Below are 26,340 nucleotides of genomic sequence, written 5' to 3' on the forward strand. Positions count from 1 at the left end.
GGCAGCTCTTGCCACGGTTCTGAATCGTTACCCGCCAGTAGACTCCGGCCATCCGAGCACCACGGAAGGTGGCCTCCCGTGCCGTATCCGAGCAGTCCTGACGAGCGCGACCGCCCCTGGGTCATGCGTACGTACGAGGGGCACTCCACCGCCAAGGAGTCCAACGCGCTTTATCGGCGGAACCTGGAAAAGGGCCAGACCGGTCTGTCGGTGGCTTTCGACCTGCCGACCCAGACCGGCTACGACCCGGACGACGAACTGTCCCGCGGCGAGGTCGGCAAGGTCGGCGTGCCGGTGACGCATGTCGGGGACATGCGCCAGCTTTTCGACCAGATTCCGCTCGCCGACGCGAACACGTCGATGACGATCAACGCCACCGCGATGTGGCTTTTGGCTCTCTACCAAGTGGTCGCTGAAGAGCAGGGCGCCGATCCGCGGCAGCTGGCCGGCACGACGCAGAACGACATCATCAAGGAATACCTGTCCCGCGGCACGTATGTCTTTCCGCCCGGGCCGAGCCTGCGGCTGATCACCGACACCGTTGCGTACACGGTGAACGCGGTGCCGAAATGGAACCCCATCAACATTTGCTCGTACCATCTGCAGGAAGCCGGCGCGACACCCGTGCAGGAGGTCGCTCGCGTACGCGCTGTGCACGGCGATCGCGGTCCTGGACGCCGTACGCGACTCCGGCCAGATCAACGCGGACGACATCGGCCGGGTGGTGGCGCGGGTTTCCTTCTTCGTCAACGCAGGCGTGCGTTTCATTGAGGAGATGTGCAAGATGCGGGCGTTCGTCCAGCTGTGGGACGAGCTGACCGCGGAACGCTATGGCGTGACCGATGCCAAGCAGCGGCGTTTTCGGTACGGCGTACAGGTGAACTCGCTGGGCCTGACCGAGGCGCAGCCGGAGAACAACGTGCAGCGGATCGTGCTGGAAATGCTCGCGGTGACGCTGTCCAGGGACGCCCGCGCCCGCGCTGTCCAGCTGCCGGCCTGGAACGAGGCGCTGGGATTGCCCCGGCCGTGGGACCAGCAGTGGTCGCTACGGTTCCAGCAGGTCCTCGCGTACGAGACGGATTTGCTGGAATACGACGATCTTTTTGCTGGCTCCACCGTGGTCGAGGCGAAGGTGTCGGCCATTGTGGACGGTGCGCGCGCGGAAATGCGGCGGGTGCGGGAGATGGGCGGCGCGGTGGCCGCGGTCGAGTCCGGCTATATGAAGTCCGAGCTGGTCCGGTCGCTGACCGCCCGGCGCGGCCGGATGGAGTCCGGCGAGGACGTGGTGGTCGGCGTCAACAAATTCACCACCACAGAGCCCAACCCGCTGCTCGCGGACCTGGACACCGCGATCCAGACGGTCGACAAAGCAGTCGAACAGCAGGGAATCGACGCCGTACGAGCGTGGCGTGCGGCGCGCGACAGAACCGCGGCTGAGGACGCGCTCGCCGCGCTCACTGAGGCCGCGAAAGGCACGTCGAACCTGATGGACCCGACCCTCGCGTGCGCCCGCGCCGGCGTCACGACGGGGGAGTGGGCCGGTGCTCTGCGTGAGGTTTTCGGGGAATACCGGGCCCCCACCGGCGTCAGCGGCTCGGCCGGCGTGGCCGGTGTCGGCGCCGATATCGAGGCGGTACGAGAGAAAGTTCGCAAGACCGGCGAAGAACTGGGTGTCCATCTGAAGATGCTGGTGGGCAAGCCGGGCCTGGACGGTCATTCCAACGGCGCCGAGCAAGTGGCCGTACGCGCCAGAGACTGCGGTTTTGAGGTTGTCTACCAAGGGATCCGGTTGACGCCTGCGCAGATTGTCTCGGCCGCCGTACAGGAAGACGTACATGTCGTCGGACTTTCGGTGCTGTCCGGTTCACACCTGTCAGTCGTCCCCGATGTCTTGAAGGGCTTGCGTGACGCTGGCCTGGACGATGTGCCGGTGGTGGTCGGCGGCATCATTCCAGACGCCGATGCCGTCCGGCTGCGCGAACTCGGGGTGGCCGAGGTCTTCACGCCCAAGGATTTCGACCTGACGGGCATCCTCTCGAGAGTCGTCACCCAAATCCGCAAAGCCCGCGGCCTGCCGGTGGACGCCTGAGTGTCCGGGCGAGCATGAGTGCGGCGGCGCCCACGCCGGTAATGCCGAGCGCGATCAGCCGCGGGTCCGACCGGTGCAGACCGTAGGCCGTCCAGCACGAGAGCTCGCCGAATACCAATGTCCAGGTGCCGCGCGAAATGCCGGTGGGATGCGCTGTCCGGTAGGCGGTCCAGATCGAGGGCGTGACCTGGACGATGGACGCCGCGGCTAGTACGGTGCCGAGGCCAATGAGCCCGCCGACGGCGTACGACGTGACTAAAACTGTTGCCCAGCAACAAATCGCGAGGACCGCGCGGACGGTGACCAGGCCGCGGGCGGCGAGCATGACCGCGAGCGTGCCGGCAAGCACCGATGCGGCCGACGACGGCACCAGTGCCGTCCAGTAGGCGGACAGCGCGAAGTAGCCGAACCACGCGGCATTGTTAACGCTCGTCAGCGTCGCCCATGGCCAGGACACGCCTGCGATGTCGCGCGTACGCCGGAGTTTGACGATTTGGGGCAGATACTGCGGGATTCCGAACGCTGCGGCGGCGAACGGGAGGTAGTCGAGAAACTGTTCCATATGCAGCAAGAATACGCCGATTTGACCGGCAGAACCTTGCTAATCTATGCGGTGGGAGGCAATTTTGAGCTAGTATCCGACGTATGGATGCCATCGACCGCAAGATTCTTGCTCTGCTGGAAGCGGAAGCACGGTTAACCGTGACCGAGCTGGCCCAGCGGGTCGGGCTCAGCGTGGCACCCTGTCACCGCCGGCTGCGCGAGTTGGAACGAGCGGGCGTCATCCGCGGCTATCGAGCTGTCGTCGACCCGGCCTCGCTGGGCCTGGGTTTCGAGGTCCTGGTGTCCGTGACGATGGACCGCGAGGACGCCGGAACGATCGAGCGGTTCGAGAGCAGCCTCGCGACGGTCGCAGAGGTGCGCCATGCCGAACGGCTCTTCGGCGACCCCGACTACCTGGTACGGGTCGCAACCGCCGACATCGCCGCGCGTATCAGCAGCTGCGGGACGAAAAGCTTGCTGTGCTTCCGGGCGTAAGACGACTACGTCCACGATCGTGATGAAACGGATCGTCGACGAGCGCCCCTTCTCCTCGCCGGGTTCCGGCAACTAGCCAGCCGGCGGCGATGATCGGCAGCAGGACGGGTACGAAAAAGTAGCCGCTGCCGAAATGGGACCAGACCGTGGCGTCTGGGAAAGCGGCGGGCCAGGCCAGGCTGGTGATGCCGACCGCGACGACGCCGGCCACCTCGAAAACGCACCAGCCGGTCGCCAGGCCGCGACTGCGGGTCGGGTGCTTTTCGGCCTGGTACAACAGAATCAGCCCGACCAGGTAGATGGCCGCGGCCACCGCTGACAGGGTGTACGCGATCGGGGCGCGGCTCGCGTGGGTGAGGAGTTGGACGGCACTGCGTGAACCGGCGGCGACCACGAAAAGCGCGTAGAAACCCAGCAAAACCCGGCCCGGTCCGACCCGCCGCTCAGTCACCGGCCGGCCGCCAAGTCGTTTGCAGCCGTACGACGATAACCGCGAGCGCGAGCAGCGCGACTGCCAGCAGGGTGGCGGCCCAGCGGCCGTTGTCGCGGGCCACCTGGCTGCCGGCGACCGGCAGGACGGCGAGCGATGTCACCAAATACGCGAGATGCGTGGCCGGCTCGGCGGGGTGGTGGCCGCCGAGCAGGCCCGCGAGGTCGAGGATCGCCTGGATCAGCAGGGCGGCCTCGACGATGATCACCGTGGGCAGTACGGCCCGCCAGCGATAGCGTTTGAGCAGCGCGGCGCCCAGGATGATGATCCCGGCCAACGCGCAGGTGACGGTGAGCGCAAGGGAAAGTGCGTCGATCATGTCGCGGCGGCGGCCTTTTTCGCGTGCCTGCGGCGCTTTTTTTGTTGCCGTGCCGGAAAAGCCAGGTCGACAGCGCGGTCACCGCCAGCGCGAGTGGCGCGAGCCCGAGGACGAACCAGATGATCCGCCACCACGGATTCACCAGCCACCCGAAATGGCGCGCCTCGAAAACCTTGTCGTAGAAGACATTCGACAGCGGCTCGCCCTTGGTGTCGACCACTTTGACATTCTTCGGGTCGTGGCTGTCCACCATGACCGTGGTGTCACCGCTGTAGAAGGCGCGATATTCGTACGCCGAATACGAGGATCCGGCGATCGAGACCGAATAGTAGCCGGGCGTCAGTTTTTCCGGTGTTGTCAGGTAAGCCAGCCGGCCCGGGTAGTGCTGCAGGGCGACCCGTACGGCTGCGTCCACCCCGATGTCCGGCGTGCCTTTCGGGACTTTGTGTGGGGCGAAGTCGAAACGGCTCTCATCGATGGCGTGGCCGCCGGTGATCGTGAGCCAGACATTGGCCACCGGCTGGACATAGATCGCGGCACCGGTCAGGCCCCACATGAACAGGAACGGCAACGCGATCATGCCGATGATGTTGTGCAGGTCGTAATCCCGTGCGAAGCGACCTTTTTTGGTGCGTACCCGCCAGCCCTGCCAGAACCGCCGAAAGCCTGGCCACCACGTGATCAGACCGGAGATCGCGAGCAGCACCATCATCAGCAGGCCGAGCACGAAAAGAATGAACTCGCCCCAGGTGACGGTGGCCAGCCAGTTGATGCCCAGCCCTTCCATGGTGGCGCCGAGGAAGGGCACATATCCCGGATATCCCTTGCAGCCGAGCCCGCAGTCATGCAGGTTCACCAGGAATCCCATCGGGCCGCCGTTGAGGTCGGCGAGCCCGGTGATCCGGCCACTGCCTGGATCCACCCCATAAACGTGTTCGTACGCCTCGTCGCCGATCGCGAACACGCCGTTGTCCGAGCTGACCCAGGCCGCGCCGAATTCCGGATGCGCCTTTCGCACTGTCTCAAGGGCCGTTTGCGCGGTGATCGGATGCGCAGAGGTGGTGTGCTGGTAGAAACTTCCGTGAGTGGCGTGGAAAAACTCGGCGTTGTAGAGCACGATCGCGCCGGAGGTCGTCTCGGCGATCAGGAAAAGCCCCAACACCAACGAAGTCCAGCGGTGGGTTAGGACCAGCGACCGACGCATCGGCCGGCGCCGCCACCACCGGCGAAACTTGCTGCCGCTGCGAACTTTGCGCGCAGCGGCTTCGGTCCGGGTCAGCGCCGCCGACTCCTCGACTTCGGCCACCGGCTGCGTCTCGACGTCGGCGCTCACGGCTCGCCCCCTCCGTACGTACGTGTGGCACGGCCAGTCGGGATGGGGGCCCGCGGCCGCGGTCACGCAACGCGGACCGTGAGTAGGTTAGCCTTACTTTACCTGCTGGTCTAGAGGTGGCGGCAGCCTGACCGGTGGCGAAGGACATCCCCCACCGGACAGGCCGATTTGTCGGGTCAACTGGTAAATGGGTTCAGAATGCGAACTCCAGTAGTGTGGAAGTCCTTTGTGTTGCGGGTTATGACAGTCAGGCCATGGACTTTGGCGGTCGCCGCTATGAGCCCATCGGTTGTCGCGAGTGGATGTTGCGCATCAATGTCGCCCCACGTCTCGGCGACCCGTATGTCCACCGGAATCAGCCGCTCGCTATACAGGTCCTGGGTTTCAGCCAGCCATTGCTCATAGCGGCGAGCTTGCGGGTGATCATTCCGGGCACGAAGGCGCTCCACGCCACGACGTATCTCACCTATCGTCACGACGCTGAGCATGAGCCTGCCGACTGAGGCCTGCCGCATCCAGCTCACAACGCCCGCGTTTGGACGCGGCTTGCTGGACTCGCACAATATGTTGGTGTCAAGAAGGTAGCTCATTCCCATTCACCCAAATCGATGTCACGTGGGAAGTCCTTCTTGCGCTCCCGCTCAATCTCGTCGAACACGTCTGGCTCGCCGTCGGCAGCGTCCATCTTGGGAAACGAGAGCAGGTGTTCGGCGAAGCTCTTTCTGGCACCGGCGAGGCGACGGTATTCGTTGATGTCGATGACGACCGCGACCTCCTCGCCGTGGCGGGTGATCGTCTGCGGGCCGTTGTTCTCAACGGCGCGTAGAACCTCGCTGAACCGTTGCTTGGCCTCTTGGACCTGCCAATGATCTCCGAGATGGTCGTTCATTGGCTCGCTCCCTAGTCTGTCCTGTCTAGACAGACTAGCAGTGTCGACCGGGTTCGCACTTCCCATGTGATGCTCCTTCCGATGCTCTTACGTGCACCGTAGGAGCCGGGTCGGACGAAACCGCGCCCCTCAGCGTTCGTGTGGCAGGACCAGGTCGTCGACGGTGATGGTGACCGGCCATGGGTGGTCCAGGGTGAGCTTTTCGCCGCGAGATGCCTTCGCCACCGGCACGTACGCCCCGTCGATCAGTTCGAAGCAGTGCATGGTGAGGTCGCGGTCGACTCGCCAGTACGAAGGGATGCCGCATTCGGCGTAGACGGCCGGTTTCGCTGCCCGGTCCATCGTGACCGATGACGGGGACACGACTTCTGCGACGAGCAGGACGCCACTGGCGTCGTACGCGTTGTCGTGGAACGGGGTGTTGGCCTTAACGACCATCGCGTCCGGCACATACAAGCGGTTGGCGCCGGTGTGCACTCCGCACCCGCGAAAAGACGTAGGCGTCCTCCGGGCAGCGCCGAAGCAGCGCACGTTCGAGAGCGCTTTCCGCCCATTGGTGTTTGTTGGATGGTGGTGGGACCACGTAGATCACCCCGTCGTGCAGCTCGCGGCCGAGCCCGTCCTCTGGCTCGTGGGACAGATCGGCCGCCGTGTGCCCGTCAATGGTGAAAGGGTCCATGTCTTCATCCGTCAGTGTCGTCATCATCTCGTACTCCTCCCGGCTCGATCATCTCGAACCGTACGAAGAGGGTCCGACAGAAACGCGCCGGCCGTCAAACGCGGTCTAAGGAAGCCGGAGGTGGTCGACGGCGAAGGAGATGGGCCAGGGGAAGTCGACGGTGAGGTGTTCGCCGAGGCCGGCCGCGGTGGCCAGCTCGTACGAGCCGTCCCGCAGGTGGAAGCAGGACAAGGTGAGGTCGGGGTCGATCCGCCAGTACGACGGGACGCCACTGTCCGCGTAAACGGCACTGCTGGCCTGGCCGACGACCTCCACCACCAGGAGCACCCCGCCGGCGTCGTACGCATCGCCGTGGAACGGTGTTTCCTCTTGTACGACGAGCAAATCCGGAATGACCGTGGTGTCCGCGAGGTGGACTGCGGTGCTTTGGAAGACATAAGCGTCGCTGGGCCGATGGAGCTGCAGGGCGTCTTCGATGGCGGTGACGGCCCAGCGATGCGTTAACGGTAGATCCACAGCACCTATTCTACTGCTCGTAGAACGCCGAGGAGATGGGCGACTTGGTCGGCGATCGCGTCGCGGCCGGGGCCGAGGTATTTCCGTGGGTCGACCAGGGCTGTATCGGCGTCGAGTTTTTCGCGTACCGCGGCGGTAAGTGCCTTGTTGAGATGCGTCGCGATGTTGATTTTGGTCATGCCGGCCGAAACCGCTTCGGTCATGCCCGCGTCCGGCACTCCGGACGAACCGTGCAGAACCAGCGGAACTGGCACAGTTGCGTGGATTTTCCGGATCAGGTCGATGTCCAGGACCGCGTCGCGGGTCAGCATGGCGTGCGAGCTGCCAACGGCAACGGCGAGTGCCTGGACTTTGGTGTACGAGACATAGCGTGCCGCGTCATCGGGGTCGGTACGGGCGCCGGGCGCGTGGACGCCATCTTTTCCACCGACTTCGCCCAATTCCGCCTCCAGCCACGCGCCGTAGTCACCGCACCAGCGGACAATCGCGGCGGTCGCGGCGACGTTTTTTCTTCGTACGTAAGGGCGGACGCGTCATACATCACCGATCGGATGCCCAGTCGTACGGCCTCATGCACCAAATCCTCGCGGGTGGTGGTCGTCGAGATGCACAGCCACCGGCACCGTGGCCGCTTCGGCGATCGCGAGACACGCCCGCCCGATCGGTGCCAACAATCCCCGATGGAAAGCGACCGTGTTTTCGCTGATCTGCAAAACAACTGGCGCGCCGACTCGCTCGGCGCCGGTGACGATCGCCTCCGCGTGCTCCAGTTGGATCACATTGAAAGCGCCGACACCGCGACCTCGGGTGGCGGCCGGGGTGATCAGGTCGCCGATCTCAGCGAGCGGCATGCGGAGCTCCTTCGATGGGCCGGACCCACGAACCGGCGCGCAGGACACCGGCGACGGTCAGGTCGTCGTTCCAGGCGACCAGGTCCGCGCGCAGGCCGGGAGCGATCGCACCGACGGATTTGTCCAGGGAATGCAGGCGTGCCGGGGTGAGGCTGGCGGCGCGTACGGCATCGGGGAATGCGACTCCCATGCCGGTGGTACGAGCGACAACTTGCGCCAAAGTGGCTGTGCTGCTGGCGATCGAACCGTTTTCCAGTCGGGCGACGCCGTCGATGACGTGCACTTTCAAGTGGCCGAGCTGAAACTCGCCGTCGCCGACGCCGGCGGCGGACATCGCGTCGGTGACAAGAGCGATTCGACTGGAGCCGAGTACGCCAAAAAGCATCTCGACCGTTCCATCGGCCAAATGCACGCCGTCGGCGATGACCTCACAGATCGCGCCGGCTTGGGCCATCGAGGCGGCAATTGGTCCCGGGGTCGCGGTGGTGCAGCGGCCGCATGCCGTTGAAAAAAGGTGCGTCGCCATCAGTGCGCCCGCGTCAAAACCGGCCCTGACCTGTTCGTACGAGCCGTCCGTATGGCCGACGGCCGTGATGACGCCATGATCGGCGCAGCGCTTGATCAAATCCAGCGCGCCGGGCAGTTCGGGCGCGATCGTGACCTGTTTGACGTGCCCGCGGCCGGCTTCCAGCACGGATTCCATCAGTGCGACATCAGGCATCCGCAAAAGTTCGGGATCGTGCGCGCCTTTGCGTGCGACGTTGAGAAACGGGCCTTCGAGATAAATGCCGCCGATTTCGCCGGCGTCGCAGCTGTCGGCCAGCACGGCGGTGGCCGTACGCATGTCGTCGGGTTTCCCGGTGACCAGACCGCCGAGCATCGTGGTGGTGCCGTACGAGCGATGAAAATCGGTGACTGTCTGGATGGCGCCGGGCTCGGCCGCATTGTAGGAGGAGGCGCCGTTTTTTCCGCCGTGTACGTGAATGTCGATCAGCCCGGGCGTGAGCCAGCGGCCCCCGAGATCGGTGCCATCAACGTCACCTTCGCCGACCTCCGCGATGGTGTCGCCATCAACGCGAACCCAGCCGTTTTCGAGGACCCGGTCGGCCAGCACCAAGCGGGCGTGGGGAAAAGACAGTCATTCAGTCGCTTCCTCGTTGAGTTTGTCCCAGGCCAGCAGGCCGGCGCCGATCACGGTGGCGCGGGCGCCGAGTTTGGCCGGCACCAGGGTGGGCAGGGACTGGAAGGTCACCCGCGCGGCCATCGCGGCCCGCAGCGGCTCAAAAAGTGCCGGGCCGGACTCCGCCAGCCCGCCGCCGATCACGATGATGCTCGGCGCGAGCAGGCTCACGTATGAGACCAGAGCGCGCGACAGGGCTTGTACGGCTTGCGCCCAAACCTCGTCGGCGATCGGGTCTTTCCCCAGCCGAGTGGCAATTTCGGCGGTCGAACGCTTGGTGCCGGAGCGATCGGCGTAATGCCGGGAAATGGCGGCGGCCGACGAAATTGCTTCCAGGCAGCCGTACGCACCGCAACCGCAGAGCGGGCCGCCTTCTTCGACAATGACGTGCCCGATTTCGCCAGCCTGGCCGTGCCCGACGGTGATCGGTATTCCGCCGGCGGTGATGGCGCCGGCGATGCCCGTACCGATCGCGATGAACAACTGGTCCGCGACACCCGCTCCGGCGCCGATCCGGGCCTCCGCGAAGCCGCCGACCGCGAGGTCGTGAACGACCGTCGCGGTGATGCCGAGGCGTTGCTCGACGAGCTTGCGCAGCGGCACGTCCCGCCAGCCGATGTTCGCCGACCAGAGCGCGATGCCCTGTTCCGCGTCGACCAGGCCCGGCACGGCCAGCGAGGCCGCCGCGACCGGAATCGGCGCGGTCGCGGTCAGGTCGGCGCAGAGCCGCAGGATCGTCTCCACCACCGCGTCCGGCCCGCGGTCAGCGTCGGTGGGCGTCGTGTGCGTACGCAGGGGCGCCAGGTCTGGGCCGAGGAGCTCGGCCTTCAGTCCGGTGCCGCCGACATCCACGGCGAGCACGCAACGATCGTCAGGCATGCCCTGATTTTGCCTGCTCATGACGGTTGTCTCTCGCTCAGGTCAGGATGACCGAGCGGGTCAGGTGCCGCGGGTGGTCGGCGTCCAGGCCGGCCGCGGTCGCCTTGGCCAGGCAAACCCGTTGTATCCGGACAAGCTCGGCGAGCGGGTCCAGCTCCGATGTCTCGAACCGGCCTCCGGTCGCGGCCACCTGCTCGGCGAGTCCCTCCGGCGGCGTACCCAGCATCCAGGCGACCCGGCCGGTGGTGGTGATCGCGATCGGGCCGTGCCGGTATTCCATCGCCGGATACGACTCGGTCCACGACTGGGTCGACTCGCGCATCTTCAGCGCGGCCTCGGTGGCCAGCCCGACGGTCGAGCCGTGGCCGAGGAAGGTGTACTGCTCGGCGTTGACCAGCTCCGCGTCCGGCCCGGTGTCGAGAGCCTTGCGGCAGTCGGCGATCGCGTCGGTCAGGTCCTCACCGAGGTGGGCACGGAAGAGGGCGACCGCGGTGGTCGCGAAGCGGGTCTGGACGACCGACTGCTCGTCCGCCCAGTCCAGCGCGATCACGTCGTCGGTCAGGCCGGCCAGCGGCATTGAGGCGTTGCCGACAATGGCGGTCGTACGAGGGCCCTTGAGCTGCTCAGCGACTTCCAGCACCTCGGTCGTGGTGCCCGAACGGCTGAGCAGAACCACCCGGTCGTAGCCGCGACCGAGCCGGTGCTCGCTCGCCGCGTAAGCGTCGGTGAGTCCCTGACCTGCGTCTTCACGCAGGTACGCGTACACCTGCGCCATGAAGTAGGAGTGTGCCGCAGCCGACCACGGCCACCCGCTCGCCGGCCGCCGGCAGGGCGCCGCCGCAGTCGAGCCCGGCGCTGCTGATCTTGTCGACTGCTTTCGCCCAGGCCACCGGCTGGTCGGCGATCTCGGCGGCGAGATGCCGGTTGGCTGTTTCCGTCACTAGAACTCCCTCTCCTTGCGCGTTTCTGCTCGATAAGCCTGTCGTACGAACATGTCTGCGCGCAATTATTACTCTCATCACAGTGCCGGATGCACGGGTATCTTCGAGTCCATGGCGTACGAACGGGTACTGGTCGAGCGCGACGGTCCGGTCGCGACCATCACGATGAACCGCCCGGAGCGCCGCAACGCGCTCTCACTGGGCCCACCTGCGCGAGCTGCAGGAGGCGTTCGACGAGGTCGGCCGCTCGGCGGCGACCGGGATCGTGCTGGCCGGCGCCGGCAAGGTCTTCTCCGCCGGCCATGATTTCGCCGATGTCGCGTCCGCCGACCTTCATGACGTACGCACGCTCCTGACGACGTGTACGCGGCTGTGCGAGACGATCCAGTCGGTGCCGCAAGTGGTCATCGCGCGCGTACACGGCCTCGCGACCGCCGCCGGCGCCAGCTGGTCGCCACCTGTGACCTCGCGGTCGCCGCCGAGTCCGCCGCTTTCGCCGCGCCTGGCGGCAAAGGCGGCTGGTTCTGCCACACCCCGATGGTGTCGATCGCCCGCAATATCGGTCGCAAGCGGGCAATGGAGCTGGCGCTCACCGGCGACATGATCGACGCGCGCACGGCGTACGACTGGGGGCTGGTCAACCGCGTCGTACCGGACGGGGAGCTCGACAAGGCCGTCGGCGAACTGTTGGCCGCCGCGACGCGGGGCAGCCGGCGAAGCAAGGAGCTGGGGAAACAGACTCTGTACGGGCAACTTGACCGGCCGGAGGCCGACGCGTACGCACTGGCCCTGGAGGTGATGGCGGCGGCTTCGCAGACTCCCGAGGCCCGCGAGGGGATGGCGTCCTTCATGGAGAAGCGGCCGCCTGTCTGGCCTGGCTAACACCGAAAGTCTGACCCGCGGAGTGCATCAGTGAGCGCCGCTGGCGACCAGGATTTTGGCGAGGCCGGCCCGGGTGGCGACCACGAAAAGCACCTGCCCGGCTACCAACCGACTCTCCCCGGGAGGCTGCCAGACCGGCTCGGCATTGCCCGTACGCAAGCCAAAAATCCGCACCCGTCCACTGTCTACAGTGGATAGAGAGGCGCCGTCGAGGGAGCTGCGGGCGCCGATGGGGACGGCGGCTACGAGCAGGACTCGGCGGCCGGCGGGGATGGCGGCCAGGACCTGGCGGCCCATCATGGCGGCGGCGAAGACCGGGGGGGCGGCGGCGTACGAGACGGAGCGGGAGACGGACAGGCCGAGGCGACGGTCGACGCGGTCGGCCAGGTCGGGGTCGAAGAGGCGCAGGACGACGCGGGTGTCTGGCTGGAGCGCGCGGGCGGTGAGGCCGGCTTCGAGGTTGACGACGTCGTCGTCGGTGACCGCGACGACGCAGCGGGCCTTGCCGGCGCCGGCCGAGGCGAGGGTGCTGGCGTCGCTCGCGTCGCCGGCGACCAACGGCACTTCGAGGCGGCGGGCGGCGGCCATAAGTGCGGGTGACGGGTCCTGTTCGATGCCCACGACCTCCGCACCGGCGGCGCGGAGCTGTTCGCAGACGCGCAGCCCGACAGTGCCCATCCCCGCACACCACGATGTGGTCGTGCGGCTTGCCGACCGGCGGGCCGAGGGCGCGTACGAGCCGGGCGCCGACCAGATTGTCGACCACCGCGGCGGTCAGCAGCGCGACGACCAGCACGCCCATGATCATCACGACCACGCCGGCCAGCTGCACCCAGGGCGGCGCCGCCGCCAGGTTGATGTCGCCGTAGCCGGTGGTGGTGACCGTGGTGACGGTGAAATACAGCGCCTGCACCCACTCCAGCCGCAGCGCGAACTTGAAGAGCGCGGTCGCGAGAACCACCACCAGCGTCAGGCTCGCCAGCGCGAGCCGCAGCCGCTGGTCGGTCAGCTGGCCGAGAAATCGAGCCCATTCGCGCAGTCGCCGGCGCACCGGTCCGCGGCGACGTGGCGGCGGCCACCACCGTACGCAGGATGGACTCCGAAGGCGTGCCCAGCACCAAAAACGCGTCATTGGCGGACTTGGGCAGCAGGCTGATCTCGCCGTCGTCCCGATACCTCGCCAACGGCACCACCACGTCGTCCACTGTGGACGGAGCGCCGGCGGCGAAGGTACGCCCGCCGGCCGGGATCGAACGGCCGTGGCCGTCGCCCAGGGCCGCCTCCACGAAGGAGGGTGCGGCGATCGCGGACGCGGACAACACGGTGCAGTCGTCGAAGAGGTCGTCTATCCGCTGTCCGAGCCGGAGGTTGAACATTCGTACGACCAACCGAAGTTTCGGGTTCAGCTCGGCCGCGACCAGCGCCGCGTGCACGTTTTTTTTTCTCGTCGCCCTCACCGACCAGCGCGAGCGCTCGTGCGCGCTCGATGCCGGCGGACAGCAGCGTGCCGGCGTCCGTCGGCGATCCGATCACCACCTCGACACCCAACTCGGTCACCAGCCGAACGACTTCGGGATTGCCGTCCGGCACCACCGCGATGGCCCGCTCGTCGAGCATCGCGAGCTCTTCCAGCAGCCGTACGAGCAGCGTGTCGTCGCCACACACCACCATCCGCGGTGGCTGCGGGCGGCTGCTGGTCACGGCCGGATCGTAGCGTCCGCCGCCGACGCCTCAGGCCTTTAAAGGCCTTTAAAGGCCTTTAAAGGCCGAGGTGTTCGGGAGCTTTCGCGTACTGGCGCCAGTGTGCGGCCGGGTTCGCGACGAGCCGGCGAGTGGTCCGGTCGAGCAGTCCGCTGACGCTGGTCACCTCGGCGACGAGAGTGCCGTCGAGGCGGTGCATTTCCTGTCGTACGCGACTGGTCTTCCCTTCTCCATAAAGGAATTCGGTGGTGATCAGCACCTCGTCGCCGGGCCGCAGCTCGCGGTGGAACTTGATAGTCGTCTCCAGGTTGACCGGCCCGAACCCGGCGGCCGCGAGGTCGTCGAGGGAGATGCCGGCGGCGCGTACGCACTCCCAGCGCGCGTGATCGGCGAACTCCAGGTAGATCGGTCCCCGGACGTGCCCGTTGGTGTCGAGGTCGAAGACCCGAACGGCCATTCGGACCGGATTTCCCGTTGGCTGCATGGCCTCAGCCTGCCGGGCGGATCCTTCGCCGGTCTGGAAGATTTCGGCCGACTTCACGCTGTGCGGCCCACCGTCGGACCAGCGATCGCGGCGACGACCCGGACAGCTCCAGGCACTCGCGGCCCAGGTGCGACTGGTCGGCATAGCCGGCCTCGACGGCGACGGCCGCCAGCGATCCGCCGGCGGCCAGCTCCGGCAGCCGCCGGACGAACCGCTGGAAGCGCAGCACCCGCTGCAGTGTCTTGGGTCCGAAGCCGACCTGTTCACTGAACCTGCGCCGGAGCTGGCGCTCGCTCAGCCCGACCTGATCCGCCACCTCCGCGGACGATCCGACCAGCGCCGCCGCGGCCATCGTGGTGCGATCCGGCTCCCGGTCGGCCAGCCGGCCTACGACGATGTCTTCCAGGACTTGCCGGCGGGCGTCCGCGGTCGCGCAACTGGCCAGCCGTTCCTCGAGTCGTACGGCGGCAGCACCCCAGAGCGTCTCCAACGGCGTGAGCCGGCCGGGCAGTTGGTCCGCCGGGAGGTCCAGGATCGTGCCGGCCACGCCCGGCCGCAGCCGCAGACCCACGCTCTCGACCTCCGGGCTGACCGGCTCGCGTACCGCCGCGCTGATCGCCCCCCCACCACCCACAACCGGCCGTTCCACACCAGCTCGGTGCAGCCCATCGGGCAGCACCCGCAGCTCCCGCCGCCAGCCGGCCCGGCCATGCCAGGTGCCGGCGACGACGGCCGCCAGACGGGCCTGTGGAGGCTTCTCGACATAGAAAGTCGACCGTCCATAAGGCCCGGCGAGCACGCCCGTACGCAATGGCGACGGCATGCGGTCTCAGACTCCGGCGGACGCGGCGAAGACGGTCACAACCCAAACCGTAGTAGCGTGGCGACACGGCCGTGGGCTGTGGTTTTTTTTTTTCCCTGGACAGGCCGCGTGCACTAGCGTGGCGTCTCGTGCGCCTGGTGATAGCTCGTTGTTCCGTCGACTACGTCGGCCGGTTGACCGCCCACTTGCCGATGGCCGAGCGGCTGCTGATGGTCAAGGCCGACGGCTCCGTGCTGGTGCATTCGGACGGTGGCTCGTACAAGCCCCTGAACTGGATGTCCCCGCCCTGCCGGCTCGAAGAGGACCCGCAGGCCGGCGTCTGGCGGGTGGTGAACAAGGCCGACGAGAAGCTGATCATCACCTTCGACGAGGTGCTGCATGAATGGGCGTATGACCTCGGTGTCGATCCGGGCCTGCAGAAGGACGGCGTCGAGGCGCACCTGCAGGAACTGCTCGCCGAACACGTGGAAACCTTCGGCACCGGCTGGCGGCTGGTCCGCCGCGAATACCCGACGCCGATCGGCCCGGTCGACCTGATGTGCCGCGACGCCGACGGCGTACACGTGGCCGTCGAGGTCAAGCGGCGCGGCGAGATCGACGGCGTCGAGCAGCTCACCCGATATCTTGAGCTGCTCAACCGGGACACCCTGCTGGCCCCCGTACGAGGCGTCTTCGCGGCCCAGGTCATCAAGCCCCAGGCGCGTACGCTCGCCGTCGACCGCGGCATCGACTGCGTCACCGTCGACTACGACGCCCTCCGCGGCGCCGACGACCCTTCGGCCCGCCTCTTTTGACGTCTCACCTCGTGGGTGCGGCGGGCGTGGGGAATGCCACCCGCAGAGTTCCCGGCCACATGACAGACTCACGGTCAGTCAGTTGGCGAGTGCGGGAGGCGTGATGACGCGGGAGTTCTCCACGGTCGGTGTGGTGGGCCTGGGCACGATGGGGGCCGGCATCGCCGAGGTCTTCGCCCGGGCCGGGTTGTCGGTGATCGGGGTCGAGGCCAGCGAGGACGCCAAGGAGCACGGTCGGCAGATCCTGGCCGCCTCGACGCAGCGCGCGCGCGCGGTCGACCGCGGCAAGTTGGAGACCGCCGAGCAGACCGCGCTGCTCGGCCGGGTTTCGTTCAGCACCAGCCTGTCCGACCTCGCCGATGTCGACCTGGTGATCGAGGCGGTGCCCGAGCACCTGGAGCTCAAGCAGCAGATTTTTTCGCGCAGTTGGACAAGGTCTGCAACGACGACGTCATCATGGCGACCAATACCTCTTCGTTGTCGGTGACCGAGATCTCGGTGGCCACTTCGCGCCCCAGCCGGGTCATCGGCATGCATTTCTTCAACCCCGCGCCGGTGATGAAGCTGATCGAGGTCGTTCGTACGGTCGTCACCGACCAGCAGGTCGTCGACGACATCGAGGGCCTCGCCCGGCAGCTCGGCAAGGTCGACGTGACGATTGGCGACAAGGCCGGGTTCATCGCCAACGCCTTGCTTTTCGGCTATCTGAACCACGCGGTGAGCTTCTACGAGTCCCGCTATGCGTCCCGTGAGGACATCGACGCGGCGCGATGAAGCTCGGCTGTGGGCTGCCGATGGGGCCGCTCGCGCTGATGGACCTGATTGGTGTCGACACCGCGTACGAAATCCTTGACACGATGTACAAACAGGGCCGCGACCGGTTGCACGCGCCCGCTCCGCTGATCAAGCAGATGGTCACCGCCGGCCAGCTCGGCCGCAAGACCGGCCGTGGCTTTTATACGTACGACAAGCCTGGTTCGCCCAGGCTGGTCGCCGATCACGAGACGCCGGACGACACGAAAGTCAACGGCGCGGCCAAAAACGTCCAGACCGTCGGCGTGGTCGGGTCCGGCACGATGGCCTGCGGGATCATCGAGGTCTTCGCCAAGGCTGGCTATGACGTCACTTTTGTGACCAGGGCTGCGGAAAAGGTGGCGAAAGTACAGGCCACCATCGAGCGGTCACTGGAAAAGGCCGTGCAGCGCGGGAAACTGGAAGACGCCGACCGGGTCGCCACCCTGCGGCGGTTGCGCGGCTCGACCAAGCTGGGACGATCTGTCCACAGTGGACCTGGTGGTCGAGGCGGTGGTCGAGGAGCTGGCCGTCAAACAGGCGCTTTTCGAGAACTTCGACGAGATCTGCAAGCCCGGCGCGATCCTTGCGACGACCACTTCCTCGTTGCCGGTCATCGAATGTGCGCAGGCGACCAGCCGTCCGTCCGATGTGGTCGGTCTGCATTTCTTCAACCCGGCGCCGGTGATGAAGCTGGTTGAGGTCGTGCACACTGTGTCCACGTCACCGCAGACACTGGCCACCGCGCGGGCGGTCACCTCGAAGCTGGACAAGCACCCGGTGGTCTGCCGGGATCGCTCCGGATTCATCGTCAACGCGCTGCTTTTCCCCTATCTCAACGATGCCGTCAAGATGCTGGAGGCCAACTACGCCTCCGCCGACGACATCGACGCGGCCATGAAGGTCGGCTGTGGCTATCCGATGGGGCCATTCGAGCTGCTGGACGTGGTCGGCCTCGACGTGTCGTTGGCCATCGAGCGGGAGCTCTACCTGGAGTTCCGGGAGCCCGGCTTCGCGCCCACCCCGCTGCTGGAACACCTCGTCACCGCCGGCTATGTCGGCCGCAAGGCTGGCCGGGGCTTTCGGACGTACGCACCGCGCGCGTGAGATTCGTTGTTGATCTTGTTCACTTTGCCTACCCAAAACGGACATAGGACTGAATTGTCCTTTTCGGGTAGGCAAAGTGAACAAGATCAACAACTTCGACACCTAGCGGCGGCCGTAGAGGAGCCGGGCCATCCGAACGAGCTGGCGGTCGTCGGAGGGGCGGCGGGTGAAGGTGGTCGTACGCACCGGACTGGTGAAACGTTGCTGGGTGATCGCCTTCGGGCGGGCGAACTCGCGCATGCCGTCCGGGCCGTGGATGCGGCCGAAGCCGGATTCACCGATGCCGCCGAACGGCAGCGACGGCACGCCGGCGAAGGTGATGACACCGTTCACCGAGGTCATCCCGGAGCGCAGCCGGCGGGCCAGTTCCAGGCCGCGGGCCCGGGAGAAGACCGCGCCGCCGAGGCCGTAGTTGGTGGCGTTCGCCCGGCGTAGGGCGTCCTCCATGTCGGGCACCTTCGCGATGGTCAGCGTGGGCCCGAAGGTCTCTTCGCGGACGGCCGCGGATTCCTCCGGCACGTCGACCAGCACGGTGGGTTGGACGTACCGGTCGCCGACCGCGTCGAGCCGCCGCCGACCACCGCGCGGCCGCCGTGCTCGATGGCGTCCGCGATGTGCCGGCGGATGACCTTGAGCTGGGACGGCATGGTGATGGGGCCGATCGGCTCGCCCTCGCCGGCCTTCAGGTCCTTGGCGAGCGTGACGACCTTGTCCAGGAACTGGTCGTAGACCCGCTCATGCACGTACACCCGCTCGACGCCGACGCAGGTCTGGCCGGCGTTGCTCATGCCGCCCCAGACCGCCGCGTCGGCGGCCGCGTCGAGGTTGGCGTCCTCGTCGACCAGCAGCGCATCCTTGCCGCCGGCCTCGATGACCACCGGCGTGAGGTTCTCGGCGCACGCGGCCATCACCTTCTTGCCGGTCGCGGCCGAGCCGGTGAAGGCGAGTTTGTCCACGCCGGACCGGCAGAGCGCGTTGCCGGTCGCGCCAAGGCCGGTGATGACCTGGAAAAGCGGCAGGTCGCCGGCCACCTCGCGGAAGCTGTCAGCGAGCCACTGACCGATGCCGGGGGGTGTATTCGCTGGGCTTGAAGACGACCGCGTTGCCGGCGGCGAGCGCGTACACAATCGAGCCGGCCGGCGTGAACACCGGGTAGTTCCACGGGCCGATCACGCCGACCACGCCCAGTGGCTGGTATTCCACCGAGGCGGTCTGGTTGATCATGAGCATCCCGGACGAGACTCGGCGCCGGCCGAGCACCTTGCGGGCGTGCTTGCTGGCCCAGTCGAGGTGGTCGGCGGCGAGCACGATCTCGATCATCGCGTCGGCGTGCGGCTTGCCGTTTTCCTGATGCATCAGGTCGGCCAGCGCGGCGGACCGCCGCACGAGTGCGGACCGCCAGCCGCGCAGGATCTTGCCGCGATCGGCGAAACCGAGCTCGGCCCACCAGGCGGCGGCTTTACGGCCGCGTTGGACGGTCTCGTTGACCTCGGCGTCGGTGAAGATCCGGTGCGTACCGACGACCTCGCCGGTTGCCGGGTTGAGCGAGTCGAAGGTCTCGGCAATGGCCGCGGCGGGCTCGGTGACTGTCATGTCAGCAGCTTATTACTCGTGGGTACGGATTGCCGAGGGTCGACGGCGAGATGACCTGTACGCATCGATTCAGTACGTCCAAACCGCACCGGCTTTCGCGGACGTTGGATACTGGGAACATGGGAAGGCGGAGGCAGCGTACGGCGCCGCCGGTCCGGCCGTTGCGGACGGATCCGGTGGAGGACGCCGACGATGGCGCGTGGGTGGTCCGGCCAATCGACGGTGGCCGGTCCACGAAGGCGTACCGCTGCCCCGGCTGCAACCAGGAGATCCGCCCCGGCCAAGGGCACCTGGTGACGTGGCCGGCGGACGGCGGCCACACCGCGGTGGACGGCCCCGAGGACCGACATCACTGGCATCGGCCCTGCTGGCAACACCGGACGACCCGGCAGCCGCCGGTCGACCGGACCCGCAACGCCCCCCGCTATGGCTGAGCCAAGGCTGGCAGGATGGGGGAGTGGTGAGCATCAGGGCGAACACGATTCTGCCGGCGACCCGTACGGACATCGAGCTGCAGACGGCCGACGGGCTGACGCTGGTCGGGGAGATCGCGGTGCCGGTGGACCGGCCGCCGGTGGCGACGATGGTCTGCCTGCACCAGCTGCCCACGCATGGCGGCATGATGGACGGCCATCTCTACCGGAAGGCGGCCTGGCGGCTGCCGGCGCTGGCCGGGCTGGCGGTGCTGCGGTTCAACACCCGCGGCACGTGGTCCTTGAGAGGTACGAGCGAGGGCAGCTTTGACGGCGATCCGACCGGCGACGGCATGGCCGAGCGGTTCGATGTGGCCGCCGCCCTGGAATATGTGGACTTCCACGAGCTGCCAGCGCCGTGGCTGGTCGGCTGGTCGTTCGGCACGGACCTGGCCCTGCTCTACGGCTGTGACCCCCGGCGGTGGTCGGCGCGATCCTGATCTCGCCGCCGCTTCGGTTCGCTGGTGACGCGGATCTGTTGCGCTGGGCCGATTCCGGCAAGCCGGTGACCGCGCTGGTGCCGGAGTTCGACGACTACCTGCGGCCCGCGGAGGCGGTGCGGCGGTTCGCGGCGATACCGCAGGCCGAGGTGGTGCCGGTGGCCAAGGCGCGGCACCTGATGGTCGGTCACGCCGAGCGGGTCCTGGACGAGATCGTCCAGCGGATCGCTCCGGGAGTCGGGCCGCTGCCAACCGAATGGGACGGCCCGTACGAGATGGGCGACGCGCGGGCGTACGCCGACCGGACGGTCGCCGCGTTCGCGGACATACCGGTGCTCGGTCAGTCCACAGAGGACAGGTCGTAGGCCTGCCGCCAGTCGTGGACCGGTAGATTTGCGGGCATGACGGTCGCGCTGCATTTTCAGGACAGCGGCGAGGGAATCCCCCTCGTACTGCTGCACGCCTTCCCGCTTTCTGGGCGGATGTGGGCGAACCAGCGGGCCACGCTGTCCGATTCGTGCCGGGTCATCACCCCGGACCTGCGCGGCTTCGGTCGCTCGCCGCCGGCGCGGACGAGCCGGCGCTGGAGGCGATGGCCGACGACGTTTTCGCGTTGCTGGACCGGCTCGATCTCGGCTCGGTGGTGCTGGGTGGGCTGTCGATGGGCGGCTATGTGGCGATGGCCATGCTGCGCAAATACCCGCAGCGGATCGCCGCCCTGGTGCTCGCCGACACCAAGGCCACCGCGGACACCGCGCAGGCCCGCGCGAACCGGGAACGGCTCGCGTCCACGGTGGTCGAGTCCGGCACCGTGGAGGCCTTGTACGACCAGGTGCTGCCGACTTTGTTGGGCCGTTCCAACCAAAGACCATCGGCCCGAGGTGGTGGCCGAGGTGCGGGGCCTGATCGGCGACGCCACCCCGTCCGGGGTGGCCTGGGCAGCGCGCGCGATGGCGGCCCGGCCTGACTCCATCGAGTTGCTGGAGTCGGCGCGGGTGCCGGCACTGGTCATCGTCGGCGACGAGGACCAGATCGCTTCGGTCGCGGACGCCGAGGCGATGGCGGACGCGCTGCCGAAGGTGACGATGGCGCGGCTGATGGCCGCTGGTCACCTGTCGGCGATGGAGGACCCGCGCGCGTTCAACGCGGCCGTACGAGACTTCGTCGCCGGCCTGACGTGAGTTTTTGTTGGTGGGGTTAGAAAGTACGTCACGATGATTTCTGGTTCAGGCGGGCCGCCGCAATGCCGGCCGGCGGCGCGTCGGAAGCGGCCGGTGCGTTGGTTGGGGCGGCGGCTCTGGGGCGGCGGCGGGCTGGGGCGGCGGCTGGGGCCGCAGGCGCCGAGGCCGTGCTGGCGGGGGCGGGCGGCCGGCGGGTCCGCGGTGGCCTCGGTGAGGTCGAGGAGGTCCTGCGGGATGCTGGCGCCCAACACGTTCATGGATGCGGTCATCTCGGCGAGCTCACGGGTGACGGCGTCGCGGCGGGCGGTGAGGGTGTCGACCTCGGCCCGGGCGACGGTGGTGAGGCGGTTGGCTTCGGTGCGGGCCGTTTCCACGAGGCGGTTGGCTTCCTGGCGGGCGGTCGTACGGTATTGCTCGCCGTCGACAGCGGCGGCCGTACGGAGCTTGTCGGCAGCGGTCTGAGCTTCGGCGGCGGCGCGTTCGCCGTCCCGGCGGCCGGCGGAGATGAGGGTGGCGGCGTGCGCTTCGGCGTCGCGGCGAAGACGGTTGGCGTAGACCTCGGCCTCGTGCCGGATCTTCGCCGCATATTCCTCGGTGTCCTTGCGCAGGGCTGTCGCGCTCTGCTCGGTCTCGCTGGTCAGAGCGGCGGCCCGGGCCTCGGCTTCGGAGACGGTGGCCTTGGCCTGCCCGGCGGCATCGGACTCCGCTTTTGCGGGCCCGCTCCAGGGCATCACGGCATTCCTGCTCGACGGCCCGCTGCCGTTCGGCCAGCTCCCGCTCGGCCTCGGTGCGCTTGGCGGCAAGAGTGGCCTGGTAGTCCTGCTCGGCCGCGTCGGCACGCCGCTGAGCGGCGCCGATAACCTCATCGGCGCGGGCCTGGGAACCATCCTCGATCCGCTGTGCGTGGGCGATCTTCTCGGCCGCGTCGTCCGCGGCCAGCTGCAGGATCTGTTCGACCCTCACCCCGAGGCTCGCGTACGACACTTCGCCACTGCCGGCGGCCGCGTGCCGGCGCCAGTTCAGCGCCTCGACCTTGGCCTGCTGGGTTTGCGCCGCGAGTCTTTCCATCTGTGCCAGGGCGTTGTCGCGCTCGGCCGCGAGGGCCGCGACGCCGCGATCCAGGTCAGCTATGAACGCGTTGACCTGCCGGGGGTCGTATCCGCGCAGCACCCGCTCGAAATCGACCGGGGCGGCGCCGGAAAGGCGAAATACATCGCCAGTGCCATGGCTCTGCGTGGACATGCCCCCATACTCACATGAACCCGGGCCCGATGCCGCCCGCCCTCCGTTGTGTTAGCGGATTTCCGTACTCAGCAAGGGAAAAAAAATGAATAAAAAAATCCGGGTGACCGCGCGTCGCGGCCACCCGGATTTATCGTACGGCGGTGATTAGCTCGGCGACGGGGACGGCCGGCCGCCCTTGGCGTCGGAGATCACCGAGTCGACCGCGGCGAGCTTGGGGGCCGCCGCCGCGCCGCCGCCGACCAGGCCGGCGAGCATCTCGCGGAGCTGACCCAGCTGACCGGTGATCGCGTCCCGCTGCTTGATCAGGTCCTCGACCTGCCGTTTGGTGTCGCTGGTCAGCTGCTCGGCCTGCGACCGGGAGTCGGCCAGCAGCCGGTCCGCTTCCGAGCGGGCCTCGGAGGTGGTCTTGGACGCGAACGCCTTGGCCTTCTCCACGGTGGCCCGGGCCTGCTGCTCGGAGTCCTTGCGGCGGGCCTCGGCGGCCACCTCGATCTCGCGGGCGCGGGCGTCGGCCGCCTGAGCGCGCTCTTCGGCCTCGCTGATCAGCTTCTGGTTGCCCGCGACCGAGGCCGCGTGCCGCTCGGACTGCTGCTGCTGCTCGGCCCGCTCGCGCCGCTCGGCGAGGTCCAGCTCCAGGCTGCGCAGGTCGGTGTCGCGCTTCTGGCTGGCCTCGGCCAGCAGCCGCTCGGCGATGGACCGTTTCTCAGCCGACTCGCGCTCGGCCTCGGCGCGCAGGTTGGCGGCCGCGGCCTGGGCGGCGGCGGCGCGAAGCTGGTCGATCTCCTTGCGAGCGGCGTTGCGCAGCTGCTCGGTCTCCTGGGTGGCCTTGCCGCGCAGCTGGGTGACCTCGCGCTCGACGGTGGCCCGCAGCTGGGACACCTCGCGCTCGATGGTGCCCTTCTGCTCGGCGACCTGGTGGTCGGTGGTCTTGCGCAGCTGGGTGGTCTCGCGCTCGGCGTTGGCGCGCAGCAGCGCCGCCTCCCGCTCGGCCCGGGCGGTCAGCTCGGCGGCCTCCCGCTCGGCGACCTCACGCGTACCGGAGACCTCGCGCTCGGCGCCCTCCTTGACCGCTTTGGCCTCCTGGCGGGCCTTCTCGGTCATCTCACGGGCGGAGGCCCGCGCGTTGGAGAGCGTCTCGGCGGCGACCTTCTTCGCCTCTTCGGTGTGCTCGGTGGCCTGTTCCTCGGCCAGCCGGAGCATCTGCTCGACCCGGGTGCCAAGGCCGGACAGCGACGGCTTGGCGTTCTCCTTGAGCTGCTGCTCCTGGTCGGCGACCCGGCGCTGCAGCGTGCCGAGCTTGTCTTCCAGGCCGCGGATGCGGTTGCCGGCGTCGTTGAGCCGCGACTCGGCTTCGGCCCGGGCGGCCGAATGCTGACCGAGTTCGACGGAGGCCCGCCGCATGTACTCGGTGACCTGCTGGCGGTCGTACCCGCGCAGCGTGATCGCGAACTCGGGCTCGTTCTGGATGTTGTCGAAGAACTGCACGTCGGTGTCGGAGGCCATGTCGCTCACTATCGCAGAGGCGGTGGACGGGTCCTGAGCTGCTTCCCACGCGGCATGCTCCGCCGGGCCTTCTCTTACGGGTCCCAGGGATCATGAACAGGTGAGGAAGCACACCCTAGACCCGTAGTATTCACCCCTCAAAGTCGCCCTGTGCGGTGGGCCGCGAAAAGGGTCAAATATTCTGGAAGCGCATGATTTCCTGTAAGTGTTTCGAACGTAGTTCGTTATTACGTATGCCCAGGCCAGGCTCTGGAGCGAGGGTCAATACGCCCACTTTGCCATGATGTACGTTCTTGTGAACGTCATAGGTAGCTTGTCCCGTTTCGCGCATTTCATAAGTACGCGAAAGCGTCGGATGCACGATCCCGCGCTGGATCAGCCGGTTCGCCGCCCACGCCTCCCGGTAGTTGGCGAAATGCGATCCGACAATTCTTTTCAGATTCATCCACAGATAGCGATTGTCGAATTCGTGCAGGTAGCCCGAGGTTGAGGCGCACGTCACGATGGTGCCGCCGCGGCGGGCCACGTACACACTGGCGCCAAAGGTCTCCCGGCCTGGATGTTCGAAGACGATGTCCGGGTCGTCGCCGCCGGTCAGCTCGCGGATCTGCGAGCCGAACCGCTTCCACTCCTTGGGATTCTGGGTGTGCTCGTCCGACCAGAACTCGTATTTCTCGGCGCTCCGGTCGATGATCAGCTCGGCGCCCATCGGCGGCGGCAGATCTCCGCCTTCTCCGGGCTGGACACCACGCACACCGGGGTCGTACCGGCCTGCAACGCCATCTGGGTCGCGTACGAACCGAGGCCGCCGGAGGCGCCCCAGATCAGCACCACGTCGCCGAGCTTGGTGTTCGCGCCGTTGGTCGAGATGAGCTGCCGGTACGCGGTCGAGTTGACCAACCCCGGAGCGGCGGCCTCTTCCCAGCTCAGGTGGTCCGGCTTGGGCATCAGCTGGTTCGCCTTGACCAGCGCGATCTCGGCGAGCCCGCCGAAGTTGGTCTCAAAGCCCCAGATCCGCTGCTCCGGGTCGAGCATCGTGTCGTTGTGGCCGTCCGGATGCTCCAACTCCACCGACAGGCAGTGCGCGACCACCTCGTCGCCGGGCTTCCAGACGTGTACGCCGGGACCGGTGCGCAGCACCACGCCGGCGAGGTCCGATCCGACCACCTGGTAGGGCAGGTCGTGTCGGGCGGTCAGCGGCGACAGCTTCCCGTATCGCTTGAGGAACGAGAACGTCGATACCGGCTCGAAAATCGAGGTCCAGACGGTGTTGTAGTTGATCGCGCTAGCCATCACCGCCACCAGTGCCTCGCCCGGCCCGAGCTCGGGCGTCGGCACGTCCTGGACGTGCAGCGACTTGCGCGGGTCCTTGTCTTTGGTGGGCTGGTCGGCGAACATGTCCGCCTCATCCGCCCGTACGACCACGCTTTGTACGACTCCGGCACCGCTAGGTTCGCGAGCGCCTGGTTCTCGCCGGCCATGATCGCGTCGAGGATCTGCTTCACCGCTTGACCTCCCGAATCAGCAGGTGATGCCGGACCCTACCGGCGAGTAACGATCCAGTGCAGCACGGTGTGAAAAGCCGCACTCTGCTTACTGTGGCACGGTCTGGTGGTCCGTGGCGGGTTGGACGAGCTCGACGAGGATGCCGCCGGCGTCCTTGGGGTGAATGAAGTTGACCAGGCTCCCGGCCGTGCCCCCGCTTGGGCGCGTCATAGAGCAGTCGCAACCCACGTTCGCGCAGGGTGGCGGCGGTCGCGGCGACATCGGTGACGCGGTAGGCGATCTGCTGTATGCCGGGGCCGTTGCGGTCCAGGAACTTCGCGATGGTTGACTCCAGCGTCAGCGGCGCGAGCAGCTGGATCTGCGTACCGGAGGCATCCGAACCGGGCGCGAGCATCGCCTCGCGTACGCCCTGCTCCTCATTGACTTCCTCGTGCAGCACGGTCATCCCGAACGTGCCGGTGTAGAAGTCGATGCCGTTCTGGTAGTCGGCGACCGCGATACCAACATGATCTATGGCGGTGAACATTACTCAACAGTAAGTGATGTGGATCCAGTCACGACCGCATGTTGTGAGCCATGCCATCTCATAAGGTGGGCCACCTAACGACCGTT

General features: G+C 67.4%; 33 protein-coding genes and 7 pseudogenes. 16 read left to right on the forward strand and 24 right to left on the reverse strand.

What is annotated here, in order from left to right:
* The first annotated feature begins 78 nt into the window (after nucleotides 1-78).
* Nucleotides 79-771, forward strand: a complete 693-nt coding sequence (locus tag GNX96_RS49515) for a methylmalonyl-CoA mutase family protein (RefSeq protein WP_279579605.1) — start codon at nucleotides 79-81, stop codon at nucleotides 769-771.
* On the forward strand, nucleotides 671-2,089 hold the full coding sequence (locus tag GNX96_RS06840; RefSeq protein WP_279579733.1) for a methylmalonyl-CoA mutase family protein: 1,419 nt from the start codon (nucleotides 671-673) through the stop codon (nucleotides 2,087-2,089). Before GNX96_RS49515 ends, GNX96_RS06840 begins: the two co-directional genes overlap by 101 nt.
* Here the strand turns inward: GNX96_RS06840 and GNX96_RS06845 are convergent.
* Entirely contained in the window at nucleotides 2,046-2,651 is a 606-nt protein-coding gene (locus GNX96_RS06845; protein WP_279579606.1) for a hypothetical protein, read from the reverse strand. The two genes, GNX96_RS06840 and GNX96_RS06845, sit on opposite strands and share 44 nt — an antisense overlap.
* An 83-nt stretch (nucleotides 2,652-2,734) precedes the next feature.
* Here GNX96_RS06845 and GNX96_RS06850 point away from each other — a divergent pair, with 83 nt between their 5' ends.
* On the forward strand, nucleotides 2,735-3,127 hold the full coding sequence (locus GNX96_RS06850) for an Lrp/AsnC family transcriptional regulator (protein WP_313885601.1): 393 nt from the start codon (nucleotides 2,735-2,737) through the stop codon (nucleotides 3,125-3,127).
* On the opposite strand, the gene GNX96_RS60915 is transcribed toward GNX96_RS06850, so the two are convergent.
* From GNX96_RS60915 to GNX96_RS49520, 11 genes and pseudogenes are all read right to left on the reverse strand, one after another.
* Nucleotides 3,084-3,578, reverse strand: coding sequence for a hypothetical protein (locus tag GNX96_RS60915; RefSeq protein ID WP_313885602.1), 495 nt, complete (start codon nucleotides 3,576-3,578; stop codon nucleotides 3,084-3,086). The genes GNX96_RS06850 and GNX96_RS60915 overlap by 44 nt on opposite strands.
* Nucleotides 3,575-5,269, reverse strand: a complete 1,695-nt coding sequence (locus GNX96_RS06860; RefSeq protein WP_163567437.1) for a PepSY-associated TM helix domain-containing protein — start codon at nucleotides 5,267-5,269, stop codon at nucleotides 3,575-3,577. Before GNX96_RS06860 ends, GNX96_RS60915 begins: the two co-directional genes overlap by 4 nt.
* Nucleotides 5,270-5,445: 176 nt before the next feature.
* Complete coding sequence (locus GNX96_RS06865) at nucleotides 5,446-5,859, reverse strand: type II toxin-antitoxin system VapC family toxin (protein WP_163567438.1); 414 nt, start codon at nucleotides 5,857-5,859, stop codon at nucleotides 5,446-5,448.
* Complete coding sequence (locus GNX96_RS06870; RefSeq protein WP_163567571.1) at nucleotides 5,856-6,158, reverse strand: type II toxin-antitoxin system Phd/YefM family antitoxin; 303 nt, start codon at nucleotides 6,156-6,158, stop codon at nucleotides 5,856-5,858. Before GNX96_RS06870 ends, GNX96_RS06865 begins: the two co-directional genes overlap by 4 nt.
* Nucleotides 6,159-6,287: 129 nt before the next feature.
* Entirely contained in the window at nucleotides 6,288-6,689 is a 402-nt protein-coding gene (locus tag GNX96_RS06875; protein ID WP_163567439.1) for a Uma2 family endonuclease, read from the reverse strand.
* 253 nt (nucleotides 6,690-6,942) lie between these two features.
* Complete coding sequence (locus GNX96_RS06880) at nucleotides 6,943-7,353, reverse strand: Uma2 family endonuclease (protein WP_163567440.1); 411 nt, start codon at nucleotides 7,351-7,353, stop codon at nucleotides 6,943-6,945.
* A 5-nt stretch (nucleotides 7,354-7,358) separates the two neighbouring features.
* Nucleotides 7,359-8,204 (reverse strand): annotated as a pseudogene (locus GNX96_RS06885) (class II fructose-bisphosphate aldolase).
* Complete coding sequence (gene nagA, locus GNX96_RS06890) at nucleotides 8,191-9,318, reverse strand: N-acetylglucosamine-6-phosphate deacetylase (RefSeq protein WP_279579608.1); 1,128 nt, start codon at nucleotides 9,316-9,318, stop codon at nucleotides 8,191-8,193. The pseudogene GNX96_RS06885 and the gene nagA overlap by 14 nt, the downstream one beginning before the upstream one ends.
* 24 nt (nucleotides 9,319-9,342) lie before the next feature.
* The gene (locus GNX96_RS06895; protein WP_279579609.1) at nucleotides 9,343-10,245 is read right to left on the reverse strand and encodes an ROK family protein; all 903 of its coding nucleotides are present in this window, start codon (nucleotides 10,243-10,245) and stop codon (nucleotides 9,343-9,345) included.
* A 55-nt stretch (nucleotides 10,246-10,300) separates the two neighbouring features.
* Complete coding sequence (locus tag GNX96_RS06900) at nucleotides 10,301-11,038, reverse strand: SIS domain-containing protein (RefSeq protein WP_279579610.1); 738 nt, start codon at nucleotides 11,036-11,038, stop codon at nucleotides 10,301-10,303.
* On the reverse strand, nucleotides 11,010-11,204 hold the full coding sequence (locus GNX96_RS49520; RefSeq protein ID WP_279579611.1) for a hypothetical protein: 195 nt from the start codon (nucleotides 11,202-11,204) through the stop codon (nucleotides 11,010-11,012). The genes GNX96_RS06900 and GNX96_RS49520 overlap by 29 nt, the downstream gene beginning before the upstream one ends.
* 111 nt (nucleotides 11,205-11,315) lie before the next feature.
* Between GNX96_RS49520 and GNX96_RS49525 the strand changes: the two genes are divergently transcribed.
* Both GNX96_RS49525 and GNX96_RS06905 read left to right on the forward strand, forming a co-directional pair.
* Nucleotides 11,316-11,510: a hypothetical protein gene (locus GNX96_RS49525; RefSeq protein ID WP_279579612.1), complete on the forward strand. Its 195-nt coding sequence runs from the start codon at nucleotides 11,316-11,318 to the stop codon at nucleotides 11,508-11,510.
* Nucleotides 11,470-12,086 (forward strand): annotated as a pseudogene (locus GNX96_RS06905) (enoyl-CoA hydratase-related protein). Before GNX96_RS49525 ends, GNX96_RS06905 begins: the two are co-directional and overlap by 41 nt.
* A 369-nt stretch (nucleotides 12,087-12,455) precedes the next feature.
* Here the strand turns inward: GNX96_RS06905 and GNX96_RS62720 are convergent.
* The 5 genes and pseudogenes from GNX96_RS62720 to GNX96_RS06930 all read right to left on the reverse strand — a co-directional run.
* Nucleotides 12,456-12,764 (reverse strand): annotated as a pseudogene (locus tag GNX96_RS62720) (NAD-binding protein); the annotation flags it as partial.
* Nucleotides 12,765-12,900: 136 nt separating this feature from the next.
* Nucleotides 12,901-13,218: pseudogene (locus tag GNX96_RS62725) on the reverse strand (ion channel); the annotation flags it as partial.
* Nucleotides 13,215-13,787 (reverse strand): NAD-binding protein, encoded by a 573-nt coding sequence (locus tag GNX96_RS06920; protein ID WP_163567442.1) that lies wholly within the window; start codon nucleotides 13,785-13,787, stop codon nucleotides 13,215-13,217. The gene GNX96_RS06920 and the pseudogene GNX96_RS62725, both read right to left, overlap by 4 nt.
* A gap of 58 nt (nucleotides 13,788-13,845) precedes the next feature.
* Nucleotides 13,846-14,328 carry an acyl-CoA thioesterase gene (locus tag GNX96_RS06925; RefSeq protein WP_279579615.1) on the reverse strand — a complete coding sequence of 161 codons (483 nt, stop codon included), beginning with the start codon at nucleotides 14,326-14,328 and terminating at the stop codon, nucleotides 13,846-13,848.
* On the reverse strand, nucleotides 14,276-15,094 hold the full coding sequence (locus tag GNX96_RS06930; protein ID WP_163567444.1) for a helix-turn-helix domain-containing protein: 819 nt from the start codon (nucleotides 15,092-15,094) through the stop codon (nucleotides 14,276-14,278). Before GNX96_RS06930 ends, GNX96_RS06925 begins: the two co-directional genes overlap by 53 nt.
* Nucleotides 15,095-15,222: 128 nt before the next feature.
* On the opposite strand from GNX96_RS06930, the gene nucS reads away from it, so the two are divergent.
* The 5 genes and pseudogenes from nucS (at nucleotide 15,223) to GNX96_RS49550 (ending at nucleotide 17,787) form a co-directional block, all read left to right on the forward strand.
* On the forward strand, nucleotides 15,223-15,888 hold the full coding sequence (gene nucS, locus GNX96_RS06935) for an endonuclease NucS (RefSeq protein WP_163567445.1): 666 nt from the start codon (nucleotides 15,223-15,225) through the stop codon (nucleotides 15,886-15,888).
* 103 nt (nucleotides 15,889-15,991) lie between these two features.
* Complete coding sequence (locus GNX96_RS49535; RefSeq protein ID WP_279579616.1) at nucleotides 15,992-16,375, forward strand: 3-hydroxyacyl-CoA dehydrogenase family protein; 384 nt, start codon at nucleotides 15,992-15,994, stop codon at nucleotides 16,373-16,375.
* Nucleotides 16,345-16,662, forward strand: coding sequence for a 3-hydroxyacyl-CoA dehydrogenase family protein (locus tag GNX96_RS49540; protein WP_279579617.1), 318 nt, complete (start codon nucleotides 16,345-16,347; stop codon nucleotides 16,660-16,662). Before GNX96_RS49535 ends, GNX96_RS49540 begins: the two co-directional genes overlap by 31 nt.
* A 38-nt stretch (nucleotides 16,663-16,700) precedes the next feature.
* Nucleotides 16,701-17,087 (forward strand): annotated as a pseudogene (locus GNX96_RS60920) (3-hydroxyacyl-CoA dehydrogenase family protein); the annotation flags it as partial.
* A gap of 106 nt (nucleotides 17,088-17,193) precedes the next feature.
* Nucleotides 17,194-17,787: a 3-hydroxyacyl-CoA dehydrogenase family protein gene (locus GNX96_RS49550; protein WP_313885603.1), complete on the forward strand. Its 594-nt coding sequence runs from the start codon at nucleotides 17,194-17,196 to the stop codon at nucleotides 17,785-17,787.
* A gap of 102 nt (nucleotides 17,788-17,889) precedes the next feature.
* On the opposite strand, the pseudogene GNX96_RS62730 reads toward GNX96_RS49550, so the two are convergent.
* Together GNX96_RS62730 and GNX96_RS62735 are read right to left on the reverse strand one after the other, a co-directional pair.
* Nucleotides 17,890-18,818, reverse strand: a pseudogene (locus tag GNX96_RS62730) (aldehyde dehydrogenase family protein).
* A 13-nt stretch (nucleotides 18,819-18,831) separates the two neighbouring features.
* Complete coding sequence (locus GNX96_RS62735) at nucleotides 18,832-19,380, reverse strand: aldehyde dehydrogenase family protein (RefSeq protein WP_390623940.1); 549 nt, start codon at nucleotides 19,378-19,380, stop codon at nucleotides 18,832-18,834.
* A 119-nt stretch (nucleotides 19,381-19,499) separates the two neighbouring features.
* Between GNX96_RS62735 and GNX96_RS06950 the strand changes: the two genes are divergently transcribed.
* The 5 genes from GNX96_RS06950 to GNX96_RS49570 all read left to right on the forward strand — a co-directional run bounded on the left by GNX96_RS06950 (nucleotide 19,500) and on the right by GNX96_RS49570 (nucleotide 21,474).
* Nucleotides 19,500-19,814, forward strand: a complete 315-nt coding sequence (locus GNX96_RS06950; RefSeq protein WP_279579618.1) for a hypothetical protein — start codon at nucleotides 19,500-19,502, stop codon at nucleotides 19,812-19,814.
* A gap of 26 nt (nucleotides 19,815-19,840) precedes the next feature.
* Nucleotides 19,841-20,293, forward strand: coding sequence for an alpha/beta hydrolase (locus GNX96_RS49555; protein WP_279579619.1), 453 nt, complete (start codon nucleotides 19,841-19,843; stop codon nucleotides 20,291-20,293).
* On the forward strand, nucleotides 20,275-20,658 hold the full coding sequence (locus GNX96_RS49560; RefSeq protein WP_279579620.1) for a hypothetical protein: 384 nt from the start codon (nucleotides 20,275-20,277) through the stop codon (nucleotides 20,656-20,658). Before GNX96_RS49555 ends, GNX96_RS49560 begins: the two co-directional genes overlap by 19 nt.
* A gap of 119 nt (nucleotides 20,659-20,777) precedes the next feature.
* Nucleotides 20,778-21,260, forward strand: coding sequence for an alpha/beta fold hydrolase (locus tag GNX96_RS49565; RefSeq protein WP_279579621.1), 483 nt, complete (start codon nucleotides 20,778-20,780; stop codon nucleotides 21,258-21,260).
* On the forward strand, nucleotides 21,244-21,474 hold the full coding sequence (locus tag GNX96_RS49570) for an alpha/beta fold hydrolase (RefSeq protein WP_279579622.1): 231 nt from the start codon (nucleotides 21,244-21,246) through the stop codon (nucleotides 21,472-21,474). Before GNX96_RS49565 ends, GNX96_RS49570 begins: the two co-directional genes overlap by 17 nt.
* Here GNX96_RS49570 and GNX96_RS06965 read toward each other — a convergent pair.
* Nucleotides 21,402-22,205, reverse strand: coding sequence for a hypothetical protein (locus GNX96_RS06965; RefSeq protein ID WP_163567446.1), 804 nt, complete (start codon nucleotides 22,203-22,205; stop codon nucleotides 21,402-21,404). The genes GNX96_RS49570 and GNX96_RS06965 overlap by 73 nt on opposite strands.
* On the opposite strand from GNX96_RS06965, the gene GNX96_RS06970 reads away from it, so the two are divergent.
* Nucleotides 22,153-22,734, forward strand: a complete 582-nt coding sequence (locus tag GNX96_RS06970) for a hypothetical protein (RefSeq protein ID WP_163567447.1) — start codon at nucleotides 22,153-22,155, stop codon at nucleotides 22,732-22,734. The genes GNX96_RS06965 and GNX96_RS06970 overlap by 53 nt on opposite strands.
* Before the next feature lie 129 nt (nucleotides 22,735-22,863).
* On the opposite strand, the gene GNX96_RS06975 is transcribed toward GNX96_RS06970, so the two are convergent.
* From GNX96_RS06975 to mce, 4 genes and pseudogenes are all read right to left on the reverse strand, one after another.
* Nucleotides 22,864-24,222, reverse strand: coding sequence for a coiled-coil domain-containing protein (locus GNX96_RS06975; RefSeq protein WP_163567448.1), 1,359 nt, complete (start codon nucleotides 24,220-24,222; stop codon nucleotides 22,864-22,866).
* 172 nt (nucleotides 24,223-24,394) lie between these two features.
* On the reverse strand, nucleotides 24,395-24,931 hold the full coding sequence (locus GNX96_RS49575; RefSeq protein ID WP_279579623.1) for a zinc-binding dehydrogenase: 537 nt from the start codon (nucleotides 24,929-24,931) through the stop codon (nucleotides 24,395-24,397).
* Entirely contained in the window at nucleotides 24,916-25,647 is a 732-nt protein-coding gene (locus tag GNX96_RS49580; RefSeq protein ID WP_279579624.1) for an alcohol dehydrogenase catalytic domain-containing protein, read from the reverse strand. Before GNX96_RS49580 ends, GNX96_RS49575 begins: the two co-directional genes overlap by 16 nt.
* Before the next feature lie 168 nt (nucleotides 25,648-25,815).
* Nucleotides 25,816-26,254: pseudogene (gene mce, locus GNX96_RS06985) on the reverse strand (methylmalonyl-CoA epimerase).
* Nucleotides 26,255-26,340 lie beyond the last annotated feature (86 nt).

Origin of the sequence: Fodinicola feengrottensis (assembly GCF_010993775.1) — a bacterium.
GTDB lineage: Bacteria > Actinomycetota > Actinomycetes > Mycobacteriales > HKI-0501 > Fodinicola > Fodinicola feengrottensis.